The organism is Micromonospora eburnea (assembly GCF_900090225.1).
GTDB classification, from domain to species: Bacteria; Actinomycetota; Actinomycetes; order Mycobacteriales; family Micromonosporaceae; genus Micromonospora; species Micromonospora eburnea.
Genome location: NZ_FMHY01000002.1, coordinates 2,009,584 through 2,030,983 on the forward strand (window position 1 = coordinate 2,009,584; position 21,400 = coordinate 2,030,983).

The 21,400-nt window shown below is 71.8% G+C and carries 19 protein-coding genes; 16 read left to right on the top strand and 3 right to left on the bottom strand.

Annotated features, from left to right (window positions below):
* Positions 1–83 precede the first annotated feature (83 nt).
* From ruvB to GA0070604_RS09535, 6 genes are all read left to right on the top strand, one after another.
* Positions 84–1,028 (top strand): Holliday junction branch migration DNA helicase RuvB, encoded by a 945-nt coding sequence (ruvB, locus tag GA0070604_RS33420; protein WP_279615719.1) that lies wholly within the window; start codon positions 84–86, stop codon positions 1,026–1,028.
* 153 nt (positions 1,029–1,181) lie between these two features.
* A complete protein-coding gene (gene yajC, locus GA0070604_RS09515; RefSeq protein WP_091117442.1) occupies positions 1,182–1,529 on the top strand; it encodes a preprotein translocase subunit YajC in 348 nt (115 codons plus the stop codon).
* A gap of 221 nt (positions 1,530–1,750) precedes the next feature.
* Positions 1,751–3,661 (top strand): protein translocase subunit SecD, encoded by a 1,911-nt coding sequence (gene secD, locus GA0070604_RS09520; RefSeq protein WP_208601996.1) that lies wholly within the window; start codon positions 1,751–1,753, stop codon positions 3,659–3,661.
* A gap of 1 nt (position 3,662) precedes the next feature.
* Positions 3,663–4,847 (top strand): protein translocase subunit SecF, encoded by a 1,185-nt coding sequence (gene secF / locus GA0070604_RS09525; RefSeq protein ID WP_091117447.1) that lies wholly within the window; start codon positions 3,663–3,665, stop codon positions 4,845–4,847.
* Positions 4,848–4,966: 119 nt separating this feature from the next.
* On the top strand, positions 4,967–5,533 hold the full coding sequence (locus tag GA0070604_RS09530; RefSeq protein ID WP_091127000.1) for an adenine phosphoribosyltransferase: 567 nt from the start codon (positions 4,967–4,969) through the stop codon (positions 5,531–5,533).
* 314 nt (positions 5,534–5,847) lie between these two features.
* On the top strand, positions 5,848–8,292 hold the full coding sequence (locus GA0070604_RS09535; RefSeq protein ID WP_377594277.1) for a RelA/SpoT family protein: 2,445 nt from the start codon (positions 5,848–5,850) through the stop codon (positions 8,290–8,292).
* Positions 8,293–8,356: 64 nt separating this feature from the next.
* Here GA0070604_RS09535 and GA0070604_RS09540 read toward each other — a convergent pair whose 3' ends face one another.
* Both GA0070604_RS09540 and GA0070604_RS09545 read right to left on the bottom strand, forming a co-directional pair.
* A complete protein-coding gene (locus GA0070604_RS09540; protein ID WP_091127002.1) occupies positions 8,357–9,193 on the bottom strand; it encodes a peptidylprolyl isomerase in 837 nt (278 codons plus the stop codon).
* Between the two features lie 67 nt (positions 9,194–9,260).
* The gene (locus GA0070604_RS09545) at positions 9,261–10,112 is read right to left on the bottom strand and encodes a peptidylprolyl isomerase (protein WP_091117449.1); all 852 of its coding nucleotides are present in this window, start codon (positions 10,110–10,112) and stop codon (positions 9,261–9,263) included.
* Between the two features lie 265 nt (positions 10,113–10,377).
* Between GA0070604_RS09545 and GA0070604_RS09550 the strand changes: the two genes are divergently transcribed.
* The 8 genes from GA0070604_RS09550 (at position 10,378) to GA0070604_RS09585 (ending at position 19,688) form a co-directional block, all read left to right on the top strand.
* Entirely contained in the window at positions 10,378–11,097 is a 720-nt protein-coding gene (locus GA0070604_RS09550; RefSeq protein WP_091117451.1) for an MBL fold metallo-hydrolase, read from the top strand.
* A 54-nt stretch (positions 11,098–11,151) separates the two neighbouring features.
* Complete coding sequence (gene hisS / locus GA0070604_RS09555; RefSeq protein ID WP_091117454.1) at positions 11,152–12,492, top strand: histidine--tRNA ligase; 1,341 nt, start codon at positions 11,152–11,154, stop codon at positions 12,490–12,492.
* A 51-nt stretch (positions 12,493–12,543) separates the two neighbouring features.
* Positions 12,544–13,479, top strand: a complete 936-nt coding sequence (locus GA0070604_RS09560; protein WP_091117456.1) for an acyl-ACP desaturase — start codon at positions 12,544–12,546, stop codon at positions 13,477–13,479.
* Between the two features lie 258 nt (positions 13,480–13,737).
* A complete protein-coding gene (locus GA0070604_RS09565) occupies positions 13,738–14,790 on the top strand; it encodes a S1 family peptidase (RefSeq protein WP_091117458.1) in 1,053 nt (350 codons plus the stop codon).
* Between the two features lie 179 nt (positions 14,791–14,969).
* Positions 14,970–16,775, top strand: a complete 1,806-nt coding sequence (aspS, locus tag GA0070604_RS09570) for an aspartate--tRNA ligase (RefSeq protein ID WP_091117460.1) — start codon at positions 14,970–14,972, stop codon at positions 16,773–16,775.
* 63 nt (positions 16,776–16,838) lie between these two features.
* Positions 16,839–17,648, top strand: coding sequence for an SDR family oxidoreductase (locus tag GA0070604_RS09575; RefSeq protein ID WP_091117463.1), 810 nt, complete (start codon positions 16,839–16,841; stop codon positions 17,646–17,648).
* Positions 17,649–17,736: 88 nt separating this feature from the next.
* Positions 17,737–18,357 (top strand): winged helix-turn-helix domain-containing protein, encoded by a 621-nt coding sequence (locus GA0070604_RS09580; RefSeq protein WP_091117465.1) that lies wholly within the window; start codon positions 17,737–17,739, stop codon positions 18,355–18,357.
* Positions 18,354–19,688: an MFS transporter gene (locus GA0070604_RS09585; RefSeq protein WP_091117467.1), complete on the top strand. Its 1,335-nt coding sequence runs from the start codon at positions 18,354–18,356 to the stop codon at positions 19,686–19,688. The genes GA0070604_RS09580 and GA0070604_RS09585 overlap by 4 nt, the downstream gene beginning before the upstream one ends.
* A 66-nt stretch (positions 19,689–19,754) precedes the next feature.
* Here the strand turns inward: GA0070604_RS09585 and GA0070604_RS09590 are convergent, their stop codons facing one another.
* Positions 19,755–20,495 (bottom strand): GNAT family N-acetyltransferase, encoded by a 741-nt coding sequence (locus tag GA0070604_RS09590; RefSeq protein ID WP_091117470.1) that lies wholly within the window; start codon positions 20,493–20,495, stop codon positions 19,755–19,757.
* 26 nt (positions 20,496–20,521) lie between these two features.
* On the opposite strand from GA0070604_RS09590, the gene GA0070604_RS09595 reads away from it, so the two are divergent.
* Together GA0070604_RS09595 and GA0070604_RS09600 are read left to right on the top strand one after the other, a co-directional pair.
* Positions 20,522–21,076 (top strand): GNAT family N-acetyltransferase, encoded by a 555-nt coding sequence (locus GA0070604_RS09595; protein WP_208601997.1) that lies wholly within the window; start codon positions 20,522–20,524, stop codon positions 21,074–21,076.
* 100 nt (positions 21,077–21,176) lie between these two features.
* Positions 21,177–21,374 carry a hypothetical protein gene (locus GA0070604_RS09600; protein WP_091117472.1) on the top strand — a complete coding sequence of 66 codons (198 nt, stop codon included), beginning with the start codon at positions 21,177–21,179 and terminating at the stop codon, positions 21,372–21,374.
* Positions 21,375–21,400 lie beyond the last annotated feature (26 nt).

Here is a 21,400-nt window from a genome sequence, read left to right on the forward strand (position 1 = left end):
CCGTGCCCGGCGAGCGGGGCCGAAGGCTGGCTGAGTGGGGGCCTCGCCGGGATCGTTTCGAGGAACGCCTGGCTGCCGACAGGGTGGTATCGGTCGAGCCCGCAGGGCTTACCGAGTGTCGCTGCCTCACCGTTGACGGAGACCACACCTTCACGGTCAACGACCTTGTCGTGCACAACACGACGTTGGCCAACATCGTGGCGGCCGAGCTGGGCTCGGGCATCCGGGTGACCAGCGGCCCGGCGATCGAGCGCTCCGGCGACCTGGCCGCCATCCTGACCAGCCTCGCCGAGGGCGACGTCCTGTTCATCGACGAGATCCACCGGATCGCCCGGCCGGCCGAGGAGCTGCTCTACAGCGCGATGGAGGATTTCCGGGTCGACGTGGTGGTCGGCAAGGGGCCCGGGGCCACCGCCATCCCGCTCGACGTTGAGCCGTTCACGCTGGTCGGCGCGACCACCCGCTCCGGCCTGCTCACCGGGCCGATGCGGGACCGGTTCGGCTTCGTCGCCCACCTCGACTTCTACACTCCGGCCGAGCTGGAGGCGCTGCTGTGCCGCTCGGCCCGGATCCTCGGCGTGCCGATCACCGACGAGGGCGCGGCCGAGATCGCCGGCCGGTCCCGGGGCACCCCGCGGATCGCCAACCGACTGCTGCGCCGGGTCCGGGACTTCGCCGAGGTCCGGGCCGACGGGGTGGTCACCCTGGAGACCTCCCGCGCCGCGCTCACCGTGTACGACGTCGACGCGCTCGGGCTGGACCGGCTGGACCGGGCGGTGCTCACCGCGCTGGTCGACTCGTTCCGGGGTGGCCCGGTCGGCCTCTCCACCCTGGCGGTGGCGGTCGGGGAGCAGCCGGACACGGTCGAGGAGGTCTGCGAGCCCTTCCTGGTGCGGGCCGGTCTGCTGGCCCGTACGCCCCGGGGGCGGGTGGCCACCGAAGCTGCCTGGCACCACCTGGGGCGTACGCCGCCGAATGGTACATTTGGCACGGATGTCCCTCCCGCGCCCGATCTGTTCTCCGTCTAGACCGCCCGGCCGTGATCCGAACGTGATCTGCACCGCATTCGGTCTTCCCAGGCACAGGGATTAGACTTCGCCGCGGTTTGTACAGGACGTAAGAATCCGCCTCCGCTCCGGTGCCCTCGGCACGGCGCGGAGACCAATGGGAAGGTCAGCACCGTGTTCTACGCAGCAGCGAGTGGTGGAGGAGCCGGCGGTCTGACGCCGATCCTGATGATCGCTCTGCTCTTCGGCGTCATGTATTTCATGATGATCCGCCCCCAGCAGAAGCGGCGTCGCGAGGCCGAGCAGATGCAGAAGGCGCTCGCCCCGGGCGACGAGGTCGTCACCATCGGCGGGCTCTACGGCACGGTCACCGGCGTGGACGACGAGACCGTCCTGCTGGAGGTCGCCCCGGGTGTGCAGACCCGGTACGCGCGTCCGGCGGTCGCCCGGGTGGTCACCCGCGCCGAGCGCCCCGAGACGATCGAGCCGGCCAGCGAGGACGCGGAGCCGGTCAAGGAATGACCACCGGCCCCGGACGGGGCAGCGAATTCAGCGCCATAAGTGGATAGTTGAGTCGGCGCTCGACGCCGGCACGCGGGGAACTTCGTCCGGCGCCGCCGCGTCGTCACCCCTGGGGGCGTGTCGGCGGACGGCGCCGACCCACCCGACCAGTCGGGCGGACACCCCCGGCCCGATATTCGTCGCCGCCCAGCGGCGCGACCGTACAGGGAGACAAGACAGCCGTGGCACCACCTCAGGGACAGATGCGGCCCGGACGGCAGCTCGCCGTGCTCGGGCTCATCTTTGTCGTCCTCTATCTCTTGGTGTTCTTCTCGGGCGGCGCCAGCGGTGGCTGGAAGGATCGGCTGGAGCCCCGGCTCGGTCTGGACCTGGTCGGCGGCACGCGGTTGACGCTCGAGGCCACCAACAGCGTGGACGGCAAGCCCCCGACGGCCGCCAACCTCGAGGAGGCGCGCCAGATCATCGAGAGCCGGGTCAACGCGTACGGCGTGGCCGAGGCCGAGGTGGTCACCGAGGGCAACCGGAACATCGTCATCTCCCTGCCCGGTGAGAACCGGGACCTGACCGACGTGGGCAGCGCCGCCGAGCTGCGCTTCCGCAAGGTCCTCAAGGCCACCGACGGCAGCGGTGCCACCGTCGCGCCCGCACCGAGCGCCAGCGCCAGCCCGGAGCCGTCGGGCAGCGCGACGCCGACCCCGTCGGGCAGCGCGACGCCGAAGCCGTCCGGCAGCGCCGAGCCGAAGGCCACCACCTCGCCGAGCACCGGCGGGCAGGGTGGCATGGCTCCGGCGCCGAGCGCCAGCGCCAGCGCCACGCCGACCCCGTCGGCCTCGGCGAGCGCGAGCGCCGCCGAGGAGCCGGTGTCGCAGAGCGTCGAGGAGCAGCGCAAGGCCGTCGAGCAGAAGGTCGGCAAGGACGCCTGGTCCGCCGCCAGTGGCCTGCAGGCCCCGGCCGATCTCACCGCCGACCCGGCGCTGGCCGAGAAGCTCAAGCCGTTCGGCACCCTCTCCCCGCAGGAGATCGCGGTGCTGCCGGTCGACATGCAGTTCAACGTTCCGACCATCACCTGCGCCCAGCTCGACAAGCGGCCGCCGGCGTCGATCAAGGACGAGAAGCAGCGGGCGGTGGCCTGCGAGTCCGGCGCCAAGTACCTGCTGGACGTGGCGAAGGTGGTCGGCACCGACGTCAAGAACGCGTCCGCCCAGCTCGACCAGGCCAGCGCCTGGGTGGTGAGCCTGAACTTCACCGGCAAGGGCCAGGAGCGGTGGACCGCGCTGACCCGCGAGTCGTTCAACAACGAGGGTCAGGCCTGCGACCAGACCGCGCTCGGCCAGGACGGCAAGTGCCGCGTCGCCGTGGTGCTGGACAACGAGATCGTCTCGTCCCCGGAGATCCAGGGCGTGCTGACCGGTGACTCGCAGATCACCGGCAACTTCGACAGCAAGAGCGCCAACCAGCTGGCCAGCCAGCTCCGCTACGGCGCACTGCCGGTGACCTTCGTGCCGCAGGAGCAGCAGAACGTCACCGCGACGCTGGGCGACAGCCACCTCAAGGCGGGTCTGCTCGCGGCCGGCATCGGCATGCTGCTGGTGATCATCTACTCGTTCTTCTACTACCGCCTGCTCGGCTCGGTCATCTTCCTGAGCCTGGTGCTCTCCGGTCTGCTGGTCTTCGGCTCCCTGGTGGTGCTCGGGCGGTCGATCGGGTTCACCCTCACCCTCGCCGGCCTCGCCGGCATGATCGTCTCGCTCGGTGTGGCGGCGGACTCGTTCGTCATCTACTTCGAGCGGCTCAAGGACGAGATCCGGGAGGGTCGCAGCCCGCGCAGCGCGGTGCCGCGGGCGTGGATCCGGGCCCGGCGGACGATCATCTCGGCGAACGCCATCACCCTGATGTCCGCCGTGGTGCTCTACATCGTCTCGGTCGGCGCGGTGAAGGGCTTCGCCTTCGCGCTCGGCCTGGCGACCGTCCTCGACCTGGTCGTCGTGTTCCTCTTCCGTCACCCGATCATGACGATGTTCGCCCGGACCCGGGCGTTCCTGTCCCCGCGGGTCAGCGGTCTCGGTCGGGCCCTGCCGGCCCGGTCGGCCGAGCAGTCCACCGCTCGCAACCCGCGCGTCAAGGAGGCCTGAGATGGCTAAGACTGGTCTGGCGTCCCGGCTCTACCGGGGCGAGGCCGATCTCAACATCGTCGGCCGGCGCAAGGTGTGGTTCGGCGTCGCCGGTCTGCTGGTGCTGGTCGCCGTGTTCAGCTTCGCGTTCCGTGGGTTCAGCCTCGGCATCGAGTTCGCCGGTGGTAACTCGTTCCAGGTGCCGGCCAGCGTCGGCACCCTCGACCAGGCCGAGGAGAAGGTCAACGCGGCGCTGGCGGCCGAGGGTGGCGGGGCCAAGGTGGTCACCGCGCAGAAGGTCGGCAGCACCAGCGGTGAGTACTACGAGCTGCGTACCGCGCAGCTCGAGCCGGAGCAGGTCAACGCGGTCAAGACCGAGATGGCGCAGTCGTTCGGCATCCAGCCGGATCAGATCAGCGGCAGCCAGGTCTCGGAGGCGTGGGGCAGCCAGGTCACCGAGCGGGCGCTGCTCGGTCTGTTGATCTTCATCGCGGTGGTGGCGATCTACCTGATCCTGCGCTTCGAGTGGCGGATGGCGATCGCCGCGATCGCCTCGCTGCTCACCAACCTGGTCCTCACCGCCGGCATCTACTCGCTGGTCGGCTTCGAGGTCACGCCGTCGACGATCATCGGTTTCCTCACCATCCTGGGCTTCGCGCTCTATGACGTGGTGGTGGTCTTCGACAAGGTCCAGGAGAACACCCGCGGCATCACCGCGAACAACAACACGACCTACGGTGAGGCGGCCAACCTGGCGCTCAACCAGAGCCTGATGCGGTCGCTGAACACCTCGGTGGTCGCCCTGCTCCCGGTCGGTGGTCTGCTCTTCATCGGTGCGGGCCTGCTCGGCGCCGGCACCCTGAAGGACCTGGGCCTGGTGCTCTTCGTCGGTATGGCGGTGGCGTTCCTGACCTCGATCCTGCTGGCCACCCCGGCGCTGGTGCTGCTGAAGAACCAGGACCCGCGGATCAACGCGCACACCAAGCGGGTGCTGGCCCGCCGGGGCGCGATCGCCCGGGGCGAGGTCACCCCGAAGGGCGCGCCGCGGGCTGTGGTGGCCGGCGACGACGCGATCGACCCGGAGGCGGCCGCCCTCGCCGGGGCCGCCCCGAAGGTGGGCTCCCGGCCGGCCGGCAAGCGTCCCTCCGGCGCCCGGGGCGGTCGACCCGGCGGCGGCAACCGGCCCGGCGGCGCGAAGCGCCGCTGACCGGCGACCGCCGACCCTGACCGGGCAGACCCGGTAGGAACCAACCGGACGGCGTCCGTCATGCTGTGCGAGCGGCATGACGGACGCCGTCGTCGTTTCGAAGGGACATGGGACGTACCGTGACGGAGACCCACACCACCGGTGTACGGGGAGACAGCGGCCCCGAGGTCGCCCAGCTGGTCGCCAGCCGGGTGCTGGACGTGCCGGACTTCCCCCAGCCCGGGGTCATGTTCAAGGACCTGATGCCGCTCTTCGCCGACGGTGCGGTCTTCCGCGAGGTGATCGACGGGATCATCGCGTACCACGGGCGGGACTCGTTCGACACGGTGGCCGGGATCGAGGCGCGCGGGTTCGTGCTCGCCGCGGCCATCGCGTACGCCACGGGGGTCGGGGTGGTGCCGGTGCGTAAGGCCGGCAAGCTGCCCCGCGCCACGCACGCCGCCTCGTACGCGCTGGAGTACGGCGAGGCGACCCTGGAGGTGCACCAGGACGCCTTCACCGCCGGTCACCGGGTGCTGGTGGTGGACGACGTGCTCGCCACCGGGGGCACCGCCGAGGCCACCCTCGACCTGGTCGAGCGGGCCGGCGGCACGGTCGCCGGCTTCACCGTCCTGCTGGAGCTGGGCTTCCTCGACGGGCGCGAGCGGCTCGCCCCGCGTCCGGTCCATGCCTTGCTGACCGTTTGACCCCCGGGCCGGCCGGGCCGACCCGACGACGTCCGTCCGGCGGAGGGGCGACGTACCCTGCGTACGGGTAGCATTGCCCTTTGCTGACCGGGCGGGCGACCGTCCGGCGGCGCGACGACCGGCCCGGCGGCCGGCGCGGCGCGCGGGCGCGCCGGGACCGCGAGGTTCCGGCGGCCGGCGCGGACCACGTCGACGGGGCGGCCGGCGCGGAACAAGGCCGGCCCTCGGGCCGGTTGAACAGGACGTCGGCCGGACGGCCGGCGCGATCCCGGCGAGCGGTGAGGAGGCCGGTGTCCCACGATGTCGCCCCTCCGGTGGAGGGCACGGTGCACCCGACAGGCGACGCGGACGGTTCGGCGACCGGGCAGAACGGCATGCTGCCGACCCGGATGACCGGCTCCGACGGCGGGCCCGACGCCAGGGCGGACGGCGGGGCGGTCGTGGTGCCGCTGCGGGCCGACGGCGCCGGGGAGTCCTCCGCCGGCGGTGGCTTCGCCCTCTCCAACGCCCCGACCGGGCGCCGGGTGCGCGCCCGACTGGCCCGGTTCAACGCGCCGTGGCAGACCTCCCAGGTCAGCGAGGTGCTGGAGCCGCTGATCGCGCTGCACCGGGAGAACCACCCCAAGGCCGACGCCCGGCTGCTGCAACGGGCGTTCGACACCGCGGCCCGCTGGCACTCGGGTCAGTACCGCAAGTCCGGTGACCCGTACATCACCCACCCCCTCGCCGTGGCGACCATCCTGGCCACCCTGGGGATGGACACCACCACGCTCGTCGCGGCGCTGCTGCACGACACGATCGAGGACACGGAATACACCCTCGACCAGATGCGCGCCGACTTCGGCGGTGAGGTGGCCCTGCTGGTCGACGGTGTGACCAAGCTCGACAAGGTCAAGCTCGGCGACGCGGCCAAGGCGGAGACCATCCGCAAGATGGTGGTCGCCATGGCCAAGGACCCGCGGGTCCTGGTGATCAAGCTGGCCGACCGGCTGCACAACATGCGTACCCTCACCTTCCTGCCCCGCCCGAAGCAGGAGCAGAAGGCCAAGGAGACGCTGGAGATCCTGGCCCCCCTCGCCCACCGCCTCGGTATGAACACCATCAAGTGGGAGCTGGAGGATCTCGCCTTCGGCACCCTCTTCCCCAAGCGGTTCGAGGAGATCAACCGGCTGATCGGGGAGCACCAGCCGCAGCGGGAGGCGCTGCTGCGCCAGGTGACCCAGAAGGTGTCGACCGACCTGAAGGCCGCCAAGATCAAGGCGGAGACGACCGGTCGGCCGAAGCACCTCTACTCGATCTACCAGAAGATGATCGTGCGGGGGCGCGACTTCAACGACATCTACGATCTGGTCGGGGTGCGGATCCTGGTCGACACGGTGCGGGACTGCTACGCGGCGCTGGGCGTCATCCACGCCAACTGGCAGCCGGTGCCGGGCCGGTTCAAGGACTACATCGCGATGCCCAAGTTCAACATGTACCAGTCGTTGCACACGACGGTCATCGGGCCCACCGGCAAGCCGGTGGAGATGCAGATCCGCACGTACGCGATGCACCGCACCGCCGAGTTCGGCATCGCCGCGCACTGGAAGTACAAGGAGCACAAGGGCACCCAGATCGTCGGCCCGCCGGCGCACATCGACGAGATGACCTGGCTGCGCCAGCTGCTGGACTGGCAGCGGGAGGCGGCCGACCCGAGCGAGTTCCTCGACGCGTTGCGCTTCGACCTGTCCAGCCAGGAGGTGTACGTCTTCACCCCGAAGGGTGACGTCATCCCGCTGCCGACCGGGTCGACGCCGGTGGACTTCGCGTACGCGGTGCACACCGAGGTCGGGCACAAGTGCATCGGCGCGCGGGTCAACGGCAAGCTGGTGCCCCTCGAATCGACGCTGTCCAACGGCGACGTGATCGAGATCTTCACCTCGAAGTCCGACACCGCCGGCCCGACCCAGGACTGGCTCGGGTTCGTCAAGAGCCCGCGCGCCCGCACCAAGATCCGCCAATACTTCAACAAGGAGCGGCGCGAGGAGGCGATCGAGGCCGGCAAGGACTCGATCGTCAAGGCGATGCGCAAGCAGGGCATGCCGTTGCAGCGGATGCTCACCCCGGACGCGTTGATGGCGATCGCCCGGGACCTGCATCTGGCCGACGTCGCCTCGCTCTACGCCGCCGTCGGCGACAGCCAGGTCTCCGCCCAGTCGGTGGTGCAGAAGCTGATGGCCACGTACGGCGGCGAGGAGGGCGCGGCGGAGGACATCGCCGAGACCGCCGTCGCCACCCGGCCGCCGCGCAGCCGGGCGTCCAGCCACGACCCGGGCGTGGTCGTCCGGGGCGTCAGTGACGTCTGGATCAAGTTGGCCCGCTGCTGCACGCCGGTGCCACCGGACGCCGTCTTCGGTTTCGTCACCCGCTCCGGCGGGGTGAGCGTGCACCGGGACGACTGCGCCAACGCGGAGGATCTGAAGGCGCAGAGCGAGCGGGTGGTCGAGGTGAGCTGGAAGCTCACCTCCGCGTCGACCTTCCTGGTCGCCATCCAGGTGGAGGCCCTCGACCGGCACAAGCTGCTGGCCGACGTCACCCGGGTGCTCTCCGACGAGCGGGTCAACATCCTCTCCGCCACCGTCACCACCACCCGGGACCGGGTGGCGGTGAGCCGGTTCAGCTTCGAGATGGCCGACCCGAAGCATCTCGGGCACCTGCTGGCCGCCGTCCGCAAGGTCGACGGCGTTTTCGACGCGTACCGGGTCACCTCGGGGGCCTGAGGCGCCATGTGAAAGCGCCCGCCGGCTTCGGCCGGCGGGCGCTTTCACATGTCCGTCAGGCGGGTCAGGCGCCCTGGATTTCGCTCATCGTCAGCTTCTTGATGACGACCTCCTTCTTCGGGTGCCCGCCCCCGGAGTTCTGGGCGAACGCGCCGTCGTCACCGGCCGCCCCGACCTGCTTGACCAGGTCCATGCCGCCGGTGATCGTGCCCAGCACGGTGTAGTTCGCGTCGAGCTGGGAGTCGCCGTACACGATGAAGAACTGGCTGCCGGTGGTGTCCGGGCCGGCGTTGGCCATCGCGATGACACCCTCCGGGTACGGCGGGCGCTTGTTGGTGGGCAGGTTCTCCTCGGCCATGCTGTAGCTCGGGCCGCCGGTGCCGTCGGTGTCCCGCCAGCCGTTGCCCGTCGCGCTCGGGTCGCCGCACTGGAGCACCTGGATGCCCGAGGTAACCAGGCGGTGGCACTTGGTGTTGTCGAAGAAGCCCTTGCTGGCGAGGTGGGTGAAGCTGCCGGCGGTGCAGGGCACCTGGTCGCGGTTGATCTTCGCGGTGATCGGACCGAGGTTGGTGTCGATCGTCATCGTCTGGCTGCCCTTGTTGTCCTGCTGGGTCGGCGGCAGCCCGACGTCCTTGATCTGTGCGGGGCGCCCCTCCTTGGGGACCTCGGTGTAGGCGCACTGCGCGTAGCCCGCGGTGTTGGCGGTGTTCTGCTTGTCGTCGTCACCACCGAGGGAGGTGACCAGCCACACCGTGCCGGCGACCACGAGCACCAGCACCGCCGCGGCACCGACGATGGCCTGCGTCTGCCGGCGCTTGCGCGCCTTGGCGGCGCGCTCGGTCATCTCCCGTTCGAGTCGGGCCCGCGCCGCCGCGCGCTGCCGCTCTCTGGTGGACGTCACGGTCACTCCTTACGGTGTTTCTCGGGCGCGGACGTTGCCGCTGCTGGGGTGTGTGGGGCGGCCGGGGTCAGCCGGCGCTGGGGCTCGCCGCCGGCGCGGCACCTGGCTCGCCGACGGTGAGGCTCTGGATCACCACGTCCGTCTTCGGCTTGACCTTGGCCCCGCTCCCATTGTCCACGGTTTCCAGGGCGCCGATTTTCTCCACCACGTCGAGCCCGGCGGTGACCTTGCCGATGACCGGGTAGACCGGCTTCTCGGGGTTGAAGTCCTTGAAGAAGATCAGGAACTGGCTGCCGTTGGCCCCCGGCGGGTTGGCGATCATGGCGACCGTGCCCTTCGGGTACGCCGGGGGCTGCTCCGGCGCCGGCGAGGCGGACGGGCTCGCCTCCGGCGCGGTGGGCAGGTTCTCGTCGTAGAACGAGTAGGCCGGGCCGCCGATGCCGGTGCCGCTCGGGTCACCGCAGCGCAGCGCGCCCTCGGCGGTGATCTCGTGGCACTTGGTGTTGTCGTAGAACGACTTGCCGGCCAGGTAGGAGATGCTCGCCGCCGCGCACGGCGCCGAGGCGAGGTCCAGTTCGGCGGTGATCGGGCCGCCCTGGTCGGTGGTGACCGTCATCGCCCGGGTGCCGTCGGTCGGCAGGCCGGTGGTGGGCGGGGTGCCGACGTCCTTGAGGTTGGTGTTGGCGCTGGCGTCCTGCGGGGTCCAGAGGCAGATGTCCTCGGCGGCCTTCGGCTCCGGTTTCGAGTCGAAGACGCCCAGTCCCCAGAGCGAGCCGACCACGATCAGCGCGAGCACGACGAACGCGCCGACCCCGGCCTGGATCTGCCGGCGACGCCTCGCGGCGGCGGCCCGCCGGGCGAGCTGCCGGTCGAGCTTGGCCCGCGCCAGTTTGCGCTGCCGGTCCCTGCTGGAAGCCACCCGTGCTCCCCTTCCTCTACGCTGGTCCTCGCCGGCGCTCTGCGTCTGCCCGCCCCATCGGTGCGCAGGTGCGCCACGCCACACGCCCGCCAGAGTGTACGGCCACCGGCTGGGAAAGTGGTGTACGAGGTTCGGTCCAAGATTTTTCGGACGTTCTCGCCGTGCCCTGCTGAGGCTCCTGGGACGGATGCGCCGGCGCAAGCCGATGGCCCGGACGACTAGGCTGCTGACAGGGGACGACGACTCGAACGGAAGGGGAGCGGACGTGCTCGTGGCCGGCTTTCCCGCGGACGCCTTCGGCACCAACTGCTATGTGGTGGCGACCGCGCCGGGGGAGCAGTGCGTGGTGGTCGACCCCGGGATCGGGGTGCTGGACCGACTCGACGCCGTGCTCGCCGAGCACCGCCTGCACCCGGCCGCCGTGCTGCTCACCCACGGCCACCTCGACCACACCTTCTCGGTGGCGCCGGTCTGCGGCGCGCGCGGCATCCCCGCGTACGTGCACCCGGAGGACCGGGAGCTGCTGGCCGACCCGGCCAAGGCGCTCTCGACGGATCTCACCCAGCTCTTCGGCGGTCGCCTGCCCTACGCCGAGCCGGACGACGTGGCCGAGCTGACCGACGGGGCCACGCTCCGCCTCGTCGGCCTGGAGATCACCGTCGACCACGCGCCCGGCCATACCGGCGGGTCGGTGCTGTTCCGGATGCCCGGCGCCGGCTCGCCCTGGGAGGCCGAGGAGATCTGCCTCTCCGGTGACGTGCTCTTCGCCGGCTCGATCGGCCGCACCGACCTGCCGGGCGGCAGCATGCCCCGCATGCTGGCCAGCCTCCGGGAGAAGGTCCTCCCGCTGGCCGACGACACCGTCGTCCTGCCCGGCCACGGCCCCGCGACCACCATCGGCCGCGAGCGCGCGACCAACCCGTACCTCATCGAGGTGGCGGGGATCGGCGGCGCGCGCCCGGCCGCGCCCACCCGCGGCCTGTAGACGCCGCGACCACGACCTGACCGCGCGGTCCGCGCGGCGCCCAAGGAGTACGCCATGAGCAAGCCCACGCCCATCTCCGGGTTCCCGGAGTGGACGCCCGCCCAGCGGATGATCGAGCAGTTCGTCCTCGACCGGATCCGGGCCACCTTCGAGCTGTACGGCTTCGCCCCCCTCGAAACCCGTTCGGTGGAGCCGCTGGACCAGCTCCTACGCAAGGGCGAGACCTCGAAGGAGGTCTACGTGCTGCGCCGGCTGCAGGCCGACCCGGAGTCGGCGACCGGCGACGACGCGCTCGGCCTGCACTTCGACCTGACCGTGCCGTTCGCCCGGTACGTGCTGGAGAACGCCGGCAAGCTCCAGTTCCCGTTCCGCCGCTACCAGATCCAGAAGGTGTGGCGGGGCGAGCGGCCGCAGGAGGGGCGCTACCGCGAGTTCCTCCAGGCCGACATCGACATCGTCGACCGGGACACCCTGCCGGCCCACTACGAGGCCGAGATGCCGCTGGTGATCGGGGACGCGCTGCGCTCGCTGCCGATCCCGCCGGTGCGTATCCAGGTCAACAACCGCAAGGTCTGCGAGGGCTTCTACCGAGGGGTCGGGCTGACCGACCCGGAGGCGGCGCTGCGCGCGGTCGACAAGCTCGACAAGATCGGCCCGGCGAAGGTGGCTGAGCTGCTGGCGGAGACCGCCGGGGCGAGCGAGGCGCAGGCCAAGGCGTGCCTGGCGCTGGCCGAGATCTCCGCGCCGGACGCGTCCTTCGCCGACGCGGTGCGCGCCCTCGGGGTGAGCGACCCGCTGCTCGACGAGGGCATCGAGGAGCTGATCGCGGTGGTGGAGACCGCGGCCGCGCACTCGCCCGGCCTCTGCGTCGCCGACCTGCGCATCGCCCGGGGCCTGGACTACTACACCGGCACCGTCTACGAGACGCAGATGATCGGCTACGAGCGATTCGGCTCGGTCTGCTCCGGCGGCCGGTACGACAACCTGGCCAGCGCCGGCAACGTCCGGTTCCCCGGCGTGGGCATCTCCATCGGGGTGACCCGGCTGCTCGGCCTGCTCTTCGGCGCCGAGGCGCTGTCGGTCTCCCGCAGCGTGCCGACCTGCGTGCTGGTCGCGGTCAACAGCGAGGACGAGCGGCCGGCGAGCAACCGGATCGCCGAGGCGCTGCGCTCCCGGGGCATCCCGACCGAGGTGTCGCCGAGCGCGGCGAAGTTCGGCAAGCAGATCCGGTACGCCGAGCGGCGCGGCATCCCGTACGTCTGGTTCCCCGGGGCCGAGGGCGACGAGGTGAAGGACATCCGCTCCGGCGAGCAGCTGGCCGCCGCGGCGGGCGAGTGGACCCCGGCCCGGGAGGACCTGAAACCGCTGGTGGGTCCCGCTTCGACTGGCGTGTGACGAGGATTCACCCTACGGTGGCGTAAGTTACGCCACCGTAGGGAGAACTTCGTGACCGTGCTCAGCCAGACCGCCCTTCTCCTCGAACTCGAGCCCGTGGTCGAGAAGAACCTCGACCGGCACCTGTCGCTGGCGAAGGAGTGGTTCCCCCACGAGTACGTGCCGTGGAGCGAGGGGCGCACCTTCGACGGTCCGCTCGGCGGCCAGGCGTGGACGGAGGCGGACGCGAAGCTGCCCGAGGTGGCCCGCACCGCGCTGATCGTCAACCTGCTCACCGAGGACAACCTGCCCTCGTACCACCACGAGATCGCCACGCTCTTCGGCCGGGACGGCGCGTGGGGCACCTGGGTGCACCGGTGGACCGCCGAGGAGGGCCGGCACGGCACCGCGATCCGGGACTACCTGACCGTGACCCGGGCGGTCGACCCGGTGGCCCTCGAACGGGCCCGGATGGTGCACATGTCGGCGGGTTACCGCAACGGCCACGACGACGAGGTGCTGCACTCGCTGGCGTACGTCTCGTTCCAGGAACTGGCCACCCGGATCTCGCACCGCAACACCGGCCGGGCTGCCGCCGACCCGATCTGTGACGCGCTGCTGGCCCGGGTGGCGGCCGACGAGAACCTGCACATGGTCTTCTACCGCAACCTGCTCGCCGCGGCCTTCGAGCTTGCGCCGAGCCAGGCCATGCGGGCGGTCGCCGACGTGCTGGCCGACTTCCAGATGCCGGGTGCCGGCATCGAGGGCTTCGCCCGAAAGTCGGTGGCCATCGCCCTGGCCGGCATCTACGACCTGCGCCAGCACCGGGACGAGGTGGTGAACCCGGTGCTGCGGCAGTGGAACGTCTTCGAGGTGTCCGGGTTGGACGCCGACGGCGAGGCCGCGCGTGACCAGATCGCCGCCCACTTGGCCGACCTGGACCGCCAGGCGTCCCGCTTCGAGGAGAAGCGCGCCGCCCGCGCCGCCCGGCTCGCCGCGATCCGCTGATCCGGTCCGCGCCGTTGATCATGATGTTGCCGTCCTGACACACCCAGGCGACTCGGCAACATAGATGACGCTCTGTGTCCATAATGTTGCGCCCTGATTGCTTTTCGAGCGGGCTCAATCAGGGCAAAGCGTCACCTTGCCAATGATCTTAAATATGTGAATACTTTGGTCACTCGGCCGGCTCCCCCAGGTCGGCCGGGTTGTCCTCGGGCGCGTCGGTGTGACGCTGCCCGTCACCCCCTCCTTGGAGGTTGTTACATGCGACCCACGAGGTCCTCGCTCCGCCGCGCCGTCGCCATCGCCGTGGCCGGCACCCTGGTCACGGGCTCGCTGCTCGGCGCACCCGCCATGGCGGCCCCTGCCTCGCCCGCATCCCCCGACGCCGCGGCCGACCTGGCCACCAAGCTCGGTGACCGCGCCGCCGGCGCCTACGCCGACAGCAGCGGCAAGATGGTCATCGCGGTGACCGACGCCGCGGCCGCGCGCCAGGTACGCGCCGCCGGCGCCACCCCGAAGCTCGTCACCCGCGGCGCCGACAAGCTCAAGGCGGCCACCGACGAGTTGGAGCGGTCCGCCAAGATCCCGGGCACCGCCTGGTGGGTCGACGCGGCCACCAACCAGGTCGTGGTCTCCGTCGACAGCACCGTCACCGGCGCCAAGCTGGAGCGGGTCAAGGCCGCCGCCGCCCGCACCGGCGGCACCGTCCGGATCGAGGCCGAGGCCGGCGTGCTGAGCACCCGCATCTCCGGCGGCCAGGCGATCTACGCCGGCGGCGGCCGCTGCTCGCTCGGCTTCAACGTGCGCAGCAGCTCCGGCACCACCTACTTCCTGACCGCCGGACACTGCACCAACATCGGCTCGACCTGGTACTCCAACTCCAGCCAGACCACTGTCCTCGGCACCCGGGCGGGCACGAGCTTCCCGGGCAACGACTACGGCATCGTCCGGCACAGCAACTCCGCCAACGCGACCGGCAACGTCTACCTGTACAACGGCACCTACCGGGACGTCACCGGCGCCGCCAACGCGTACGTCGGCATGAGCGTCACGCGCTCCGGCAGCACCACCGGTGTGCACAGCGGCTCGGTCCAGGCGGTGAACGCCACGGTCAACTACGCCGAGGGCAGCGTCTCCGGCCTGATCCGCACCAACGTCTGCGCCGAGCCCGGTGACAGCGGTGGCTCGCTGTTCAGCGGCAACAGCGCGGTCGGCCTGACCTCCGGCGGCAGCGGCAACTGCAGCTCCGGCGGCACCACCTACTTCCAGCCGGTCACCGAGCCGATGAGCGTCTACGGCGTCAGCATCATCTGACCCGGACCGACATCGGGTGGAGCGGGTCGCCGGCCTCCGGCGGCCCGCTCTCCGCGTCCCGCAGCCGGCGTGCCGGGAGCACGTCCCGAGCCGCAACCACGCCCGGTGGCGGTGGGGGACCGGGCGCCCTGACAGAATGCGGGGAGCAGACGTGGACCGCAGATGAGGAGACGCAAGTCGTGATCCGTACCCATGACGCCGGCAGCCTGCGCGCGACGGACGCCGGCACCACGGTGACGCTCGCCGGCTGGGTGGCCCGCCGGCGCGACCACGGCGGTGTCATCTTCGTCGACCTGCGCGACGGCTCCGGCGTGGCCCAGGTGGTCTTCCGCGAGGAGGACGCGCACGCGCTGCGCAACGAGTTCTGCGTGAAGGTCACCGGCGAGGTGACCCGCCGCCCCGAGGGCAACGAGAACCCGGAGCTGCCCACCGGCGAGGTCGAGGTCACCGCGAGCGCGCTGGAGGTGCTCTCCGAGGCGGCGCCGCTGCCGCTGCCGGTGGACGACCAGATCGAGGCCGGCGACGACATCCGGCTCAAGTACCGCTACCTGGACCTGCGCCGCAGCGGCCCGGCGAAGGCGCTGCGGCTGCGCTCGCGGGCCAACCAGATCGCCCGGAAGGTGCTGCACGAGCGGGACTTCCTGGAGATCGAGACCCCCACCCTGACCCGCTCCACCCCGGAGGGCGCCCGCGACTTCCTGGTGCCGGTGCGGCTCCAGCCCGGCAGCTGGTACGCGTTGCCGCAGTCGCCGCAGCTGTTCAAGCAGCTGCTCATGGTCGGCGGCATGGAGCGGTACTACCAGATCGCCCGCTGCTACCGGGACGAGGACTTCCGCGCCGACCGGCAGCCCGAGTTCACCCAGCTCGACATCGAGATGTCCTTCGTCGCCGAGGACGACGTCATCGAGCTCGGCGAGTCGATCGTCTCGGCGCTCTGGTCGGACCTGGCCGGCCACGAGATCTCCCGGCCGATCCCGCGGATCACCTGGCACGACGCCATGTCGCGGTACGGCTCGGACAAGCCGGACCTGCGCTACGGCGTCGAGCTGACCGAGCTGACCGACTACCTGCGCGGCACCGAGTTCCGGGTCTTCGCCGGCGCGATCGACGCGGGCGGCTACGTCGGCGCGGTGGTCATGCCGGGCGGCGCGAGCCAGACCCGCAAGGAGCTGGACGGCTGGCAGGACTGGGCCAAGGCGCGCGGCGCGCGGGGCCTGGCGTACGTGGTGCTCGACGCGGAGACCGGCGAGGCGCGCGGCCCGGTGGCCAAGAACCTCTCCGAGGCGCACCTGGCCGGCCTGGCCGACGCGGTCGGTGCCAAGCCGGGCGACGCGATCTTCTTCGCCGCCAGCACCAACACGCGGGAGGCGCAGGAGCTGCTCGGCGCGGCCCGGATCGAGATCGCCAAGCGGGCCAACCTGATCGACGAGAGCGCCTGGGCGTTCTGCTGGGTGGTCGACGCGCCGATGTTCGAGCAGACGGACGAGGGCGGCTGGACGGCGGTGCACCACCCGTTCACCTCGCCGAACGCCGAGTGGGTGGACCGGTTCGAGGAGGCGCCGGACCGCGCCCTGGCCTACGCGTACGACATCGTCTGCAACGGCAACGAGATCGGCGGCGGCTCCATCCGTATCCACCGGGGCGACGTGCAGCAGCGGGTCTTCCACCTGCTCGGCATCACGCCCGAGGAGGCGCAGGACAAGTTCGGCTTCCTGCTGGAGGCGTTCAAGTACGGCCCGCCGCCGCACGGCGGCATCGCCTTCGGCTGGGACCGGATCTGCATGCTGCTCGCCGGCGCGGACTCGATCCGCGAGGTCATCGCGTTCCCGAAGACCCGGGGCGGGTTCGACCCGCTGACCGGCGCGCCGACGCCGATCACCGCGCAGCAGCGCGCCGAGGCGGGCGTCGACGCCAAGCCGAAGGCGCCGACCGGGCCGCACGCCGGCACCGCCGGCCCGGCCGCACCGGTCGCCGACCCGACCTGATCCTGATCTGATGGAAGGCCAGCGTCACGGTGACGCGGGCCTTCCTGATCTCTGGGGGACGACGTGACGCTGCTCGTGGTGGGAGCCAGCGGGTTTCTGGGCGGGGAGGTGTGCCGGCAGGCACTGACGGCGGGGCAGCGCGTGATCGGCACGTACCACTCGGCCGCCGTCGAGGTGCCGGGAGTGTCCGCCTGCCGGCTCGACGTCACCGACCGCGCCGCCGTGCGCGCGCTGCTGACCGAGGTACGCCCCGACGCCGTCATCAGCACCCCGTACCGGTTCGACGACTGGAGGGTCACCGCCGACGGTGCGGCCCACGTCGCGTACGCCGCGGCCGAGGTGGGGGCGCGGCTGGTGCACCTGTCCAGCGACGCGCTGCACGGCGGGCGGCCGACGCCGTACCGCGACGACGACGTGCCGACCCCGGTGTACGCGTACGGGGCGGCGAAGGCGGCGGCCGAGACCGCGGTCCGGGCGGTCGATCCGGGCGCCGTGCTGGTGCGGACCTCGCTGATCGTGGGGGAGGGCAGCAAGCAGATCCAGCTCTGCCACGACGCTCTCGCCGGCCGGGCGGCCCTGTTCTCCGACGAGCTCCGCTGCCCGATCGACGTGACCGACCTCGCCGCCGCCGTGCTGGAGCTGGTGCCCTCCGACTACGCCGGCCCGCTCAACGTGGCCGGGGCGGATCCGGTGAGCCGCGCCGAACTGGGTCTCCTGGTCGCCCGGCGGTCCGGGCTCGACCCGGCCGGACTGAAGATCACGACCGCGGTCGCGGCCGGCGTGCACCGCCCCGCCGAGGTACGCCTCGACTCCTCCCGCGCCGCCGGCCTGCTGCGTACGCGGCTGCGCGGGGTCACCGAACTCCTCGCCTGACAGCCCTCGCCCGATCGCCTGTCGGATCATGCACACTTCCTGTGCACAACTCTTGTGCACAGGAAGTGTGCACAGATATTGTGCATCCATGGGGAACGACAGTAAGCCGGCACCACGTAACGTCCAGCTCGACCACCGCCAGGTGCGGGTGCTGGCGCATCCGCTGCGGATGCGGCTGCTCGGCGCGCTGCGGGTCAAGGGCCCGGCCACGGCCACCGCCCTCGCCGAACTGCTCGGCACCAACACCGGAGCGACCAGCTACCACCTGCGCCAACTCGCCGAGGTCGGCCTGGTCACCGAGGACCCAGACCTCGGCACCGGCCGGCAGCGCTGGTGGCGGGCCGCGCACGACGTGACCAACTGGGCGGCTACCGACTTCGACGACGACCCGGACGCCCGCGCCGCGATCGAATGGATCCAGGGTGACCAGGTGCGCCACCTCGTCGAACACGCCGAGCACTGGTTCGCGGCGCGCCAGGAGTGGTCACCGGCCTGGCGTGACGCGTTCGGCATGAGCGACTTCTTCATGACCATCACCTCCGAGCGGCTCAAGGCGCTCAGTGCCGAGGTGTGGCAGCTCCTCGAGCGCTACCGCGACGAGGCCGACCCCGACGAGCCCGGCGCGGAGCAGGTGCAGATCTTCCTCACCGCCCTGCCGCTGCTGGCCGACCTGCGGCTCGCCACCCCGCTGCCCGAGGAGGAGCGATGAGCGCCCTCTCCGTACGCCAGGTCCGGTTCCGCTACCTCACCCTCTACGGCCTGCGCTGGCTGCCCAGCGGCCTGCTGATCCCGGTGATGATCCTGCTGATGCAGGAGCGCGGCCTCTCGCTGTCCCAGATCGGCCTGGTCGCCACCGCACAGGGCCTCGTCGTCCTCGCGCTGGAGCTGCCGACCGGTGGGTTCGCCGACGCGCTCGGCCGCAAGCCGGTCCTCGCCGTCGCCTGGGTGATCGGCCTGATCTCGCTGGTCATCTTCGCGGTGGCCGACTCGTTCTGGCTCTTCTTCCTGGTCTGGGCCTTGCAGGGCGTCTACCGGGCGCTCGACAGCGGCCCCATGGAGTCCTGGTACGTCGACGCCACCCTGGCCGCCGACCCGCACGCCGAGTACGAGCGCGGCCTCGGCCATGCCGGCACCGTCATCGGCCTCGCCATCGGTGCCGGCGCACTGCTCAGCGGCGGCCTGGTCGCGATCGGCCCGGTCGGGCCGATCAGCGCGCTGACCCTGCCCGTGCTGGTGGCCATCGCCCTGCACGCCGTCTCGCTGATCGCCCTGTTCGTGCTGATGCAGGAGACCCGACCGGCCACGGGAGCCGCCGCGCTGCGTGCCTCGGTGGTCGAGGCGCCCCGGATGGTCGGGCAGGCGATCGGCCTGCTGCGCCGCTCGCGGGTGCTGCTCGCCCTGGTCGCCGTCGAGCTGTTCTGGGGCTTCGGCATGGTCACCTTCGAGTCGCTGCTGCCGATCCGGCTCTCCGAAGTGGTCGGCGACGCCGACCGGGCCGCCGCGCTGCTCGGCCCGGCCGGCTCGGCCGCCTGGCTGGCCAACGCGGCCGGCGCCGCGCTCACCCCGTTCCTGCTGCGCCGGCTGGGCGCCGCGCCCGCCGCCGCGCTCATGCGGATCCTCCAGGGCGTGACCGTGGTCGGGATGGGACTGCTCGCCGGCCCGGTCGGCGTGCTCATCGCCTACCTGGCCTGCTACACCGTGCACGGGGCGTCCAACCCGCTGCACATGGGGCTGCTGCACCGGCAGGTCGACGGCCCGTACCGGACCAGCGTCATCTCGCTGAACTCGATGATGGCGCAGCCCGCCGGCGCGCTCGGCGCGGTGGTCCTCACCGTCCTGGCCGACCGCACCAGCGTCAGCCTCGCCATGCTGGTCGGCGGGGTGGTGCTCGCGCTGGCCGCGCCGCTCTACCTGCCGGCCTGGCGCGCCAGCCGGAACGCCGCGCCCGTCGGTCAGCCGCCGCAGGTCGACCACGCGGAGCCCGAGGACCCTGCCGCCGCCCCGCCCGACCCCGCCGCCGAGCCGGCTCAGGCGCGCTGAGTGCAGACCCGTTAGGAGGGGGCCCCTGCTATGCATGAGGCGTTAACCGGGGGCCCCTCCTTCTCCTCAGCCGAGGTTGACCGAGGTGCGGGGTTCGGTGCCGGTGAAGCCGAGCCGGCGGTAGAGCCGGATCGCCCCGAGGTTGTCGGTGAAGACGCCGAGCGCCACGTGGTCGTACCGGGCGAAGAGGGCGCGGGTCATCCCGGCGGTGAGCGCCGCGCCGAGGCCCCGCCCGCGCCGGTCGGTCGCCACGGTGAGGCCGGCGAGGAAGCCGATGTCGCCCCGGCTGCGGTCCGCCCCGCAGGCGACCAGGCGGTCGCCGTCGCGGATGCCGTACCAGTCGACGATCCGTCGGTCGCCGGGACGGGAGGTGGTGCTCGGGTAGGACGCCTCGATCAGCGCCTCCAGGGCCGGGTGGTCGGCCTCGGTGAGGCGGACCATCCGCTCCTCCTCCGGCTGTCGTGGTGGCGGCGTGGTCGTCCACAGGAAGTCCCACTCGTCCACCCGCGCCACGGTCAACCGCCCGGCCACCTCCTCGGGCGAGACGCGGGGCAGGTGCAGCCACTGCCCGGCGTGCAGCGTCCCGTCCGCGACCAGCCCGGCGAAGAGGTCCAGCGCCGCCCCGGCCGCGCCGAGCGCGCCGCCGGCCGGTCCCTGATCCGGCGGGAGCAGCCAGCCCACCGCGCCGTCCCGCCGCCACCCGTGCGCGTCGTGGCCCCGCCACAGCGCGTGCCGGGCGTACGGGTGGTGGCCGGTGGCGGCGAGCAGCGTGTCCCGACCCGCCAGAACCTGGTCGGCAGTGATCATGCGACCAGCCTACGAGAGGCGAATCCGTGAGCCTGATCCGATCCGTACGCCCGGTATGCCTGCCCGGCCCGCGTTGCGCCCTGCGCGAGTGGGCGGACTCCGACGCGGAGGCGCTGCACGCGCTGGCCAACGAGCCGCAGGTTGCCGACCGTACGCTGGACGAGAACCCGCCCTCGCTGACCGAGGTGCGCGCGGTCCTGCCGGCCTGGCGGGACGCGGCCGGCGGCGAGCCGCGGCTCGCGTACCACCTGGCCGCGGTCGCCGGGGACCGGCTGGTGGGCCTGGGCACGCTGACCGTGACCAGCGCGGCACACCGGCGCGGGGAGATCGGCTACGTGGTCCACCCGGAGCACTGGGGGCAGGGCCTCGGCACCGAGGTGGCCCGCCTGCTGCTGCGCCTCGCCTTCGAGCAGGTGGGCCTGCACCGGGTGGAGGCGAGCACCCGGCCGGACCACACCGCCTCCTGGCGGGTGCTGGAAAAGGTCGGGATGCGGCGGGAAGGGCTCAGCCGCGACCACCTCTTCGTCCGAGGGAGTTGGTGGGACTCGCTGCGCTACGCCGTACTCGCCACCGACCGCTGACCCCGCCGGCCGGGTCCGGTTCCACCGTGGAGATTGACGAGCGGACCGATCGGGTACATCCCTCGCCAACCCCGCTGGGACCCCCACCCGAGGAGCGACCATGTTCGCCAGTCTCGCCGCCATCGTGTTCGGCTTCGCGCTGCTGCTCGACTTCCTGGACACCAACCTCGGCGCCCCTGCCCTGTTCAACGCGCAGACCCTCAGCCTGATCGGTTTCCTGCTGCTCGCCCTGCACCTGGCCGGGTTCGGCAGCGGCCGGGGCCGCTGGTACCGGGGGCGGCGCCCGGGTCGTGGCTGACCGGAACGGATCATCGCGGGCCGAGC

Bases quoted from the DNA above. Each gene is read 5' to 3' on its own strand.
- GA0070604_RS09565 (WP_091117458.1), top strand. From the start codon at position 13,738: ATGCGACCCACGAGGTCCTCGCTCCGCCGCGCCGTCGCCATCGCCGTG.
- GA0070604_RS09580 (WP_091117465.1), top strand. From the start codon at position 17,737: ATGGGGAACGACAGTAAGCCGGCACCACGTAACGTCCAGCTCGACCAC.
- secF (WP_091117447.1), top strand. From the start codon at position 3,663: ATGGCTAAGACTGGTCTGGCGTCCCGGCTCTACCGGGGCGAGGCCGAT.
- GA0070604_RS09590 (WP_091117470.1), bottom strand. From the start codon at position 20,495: ATGATCACTGCCGACCAGGTTCTGGCGGGTCGGGACACGCTGCTCGCC.
- GA0070604_RS09585 (WP_091117467.1), top strand. From the start codon at position 18,354: ATGAGCGCCCTCTCCGTACGCCAGGTCCGGTTCCGCTACCTCACCCTC.
- hisS (WP_091117454.1), top strand. From the start codon at position 11,152: ATGAGCAAGCCCACGCCCATCTCCGGGTTCCCGGAGTGGACGCCCGCC.
- GA0070604_RS09600 (WP_091117472.1), top strand. From the start codon at position 21,177: ATGTTCGCCAGTCTCGCCGCCATCGTGTTCGGCTTCGCGCTGCTGCTC.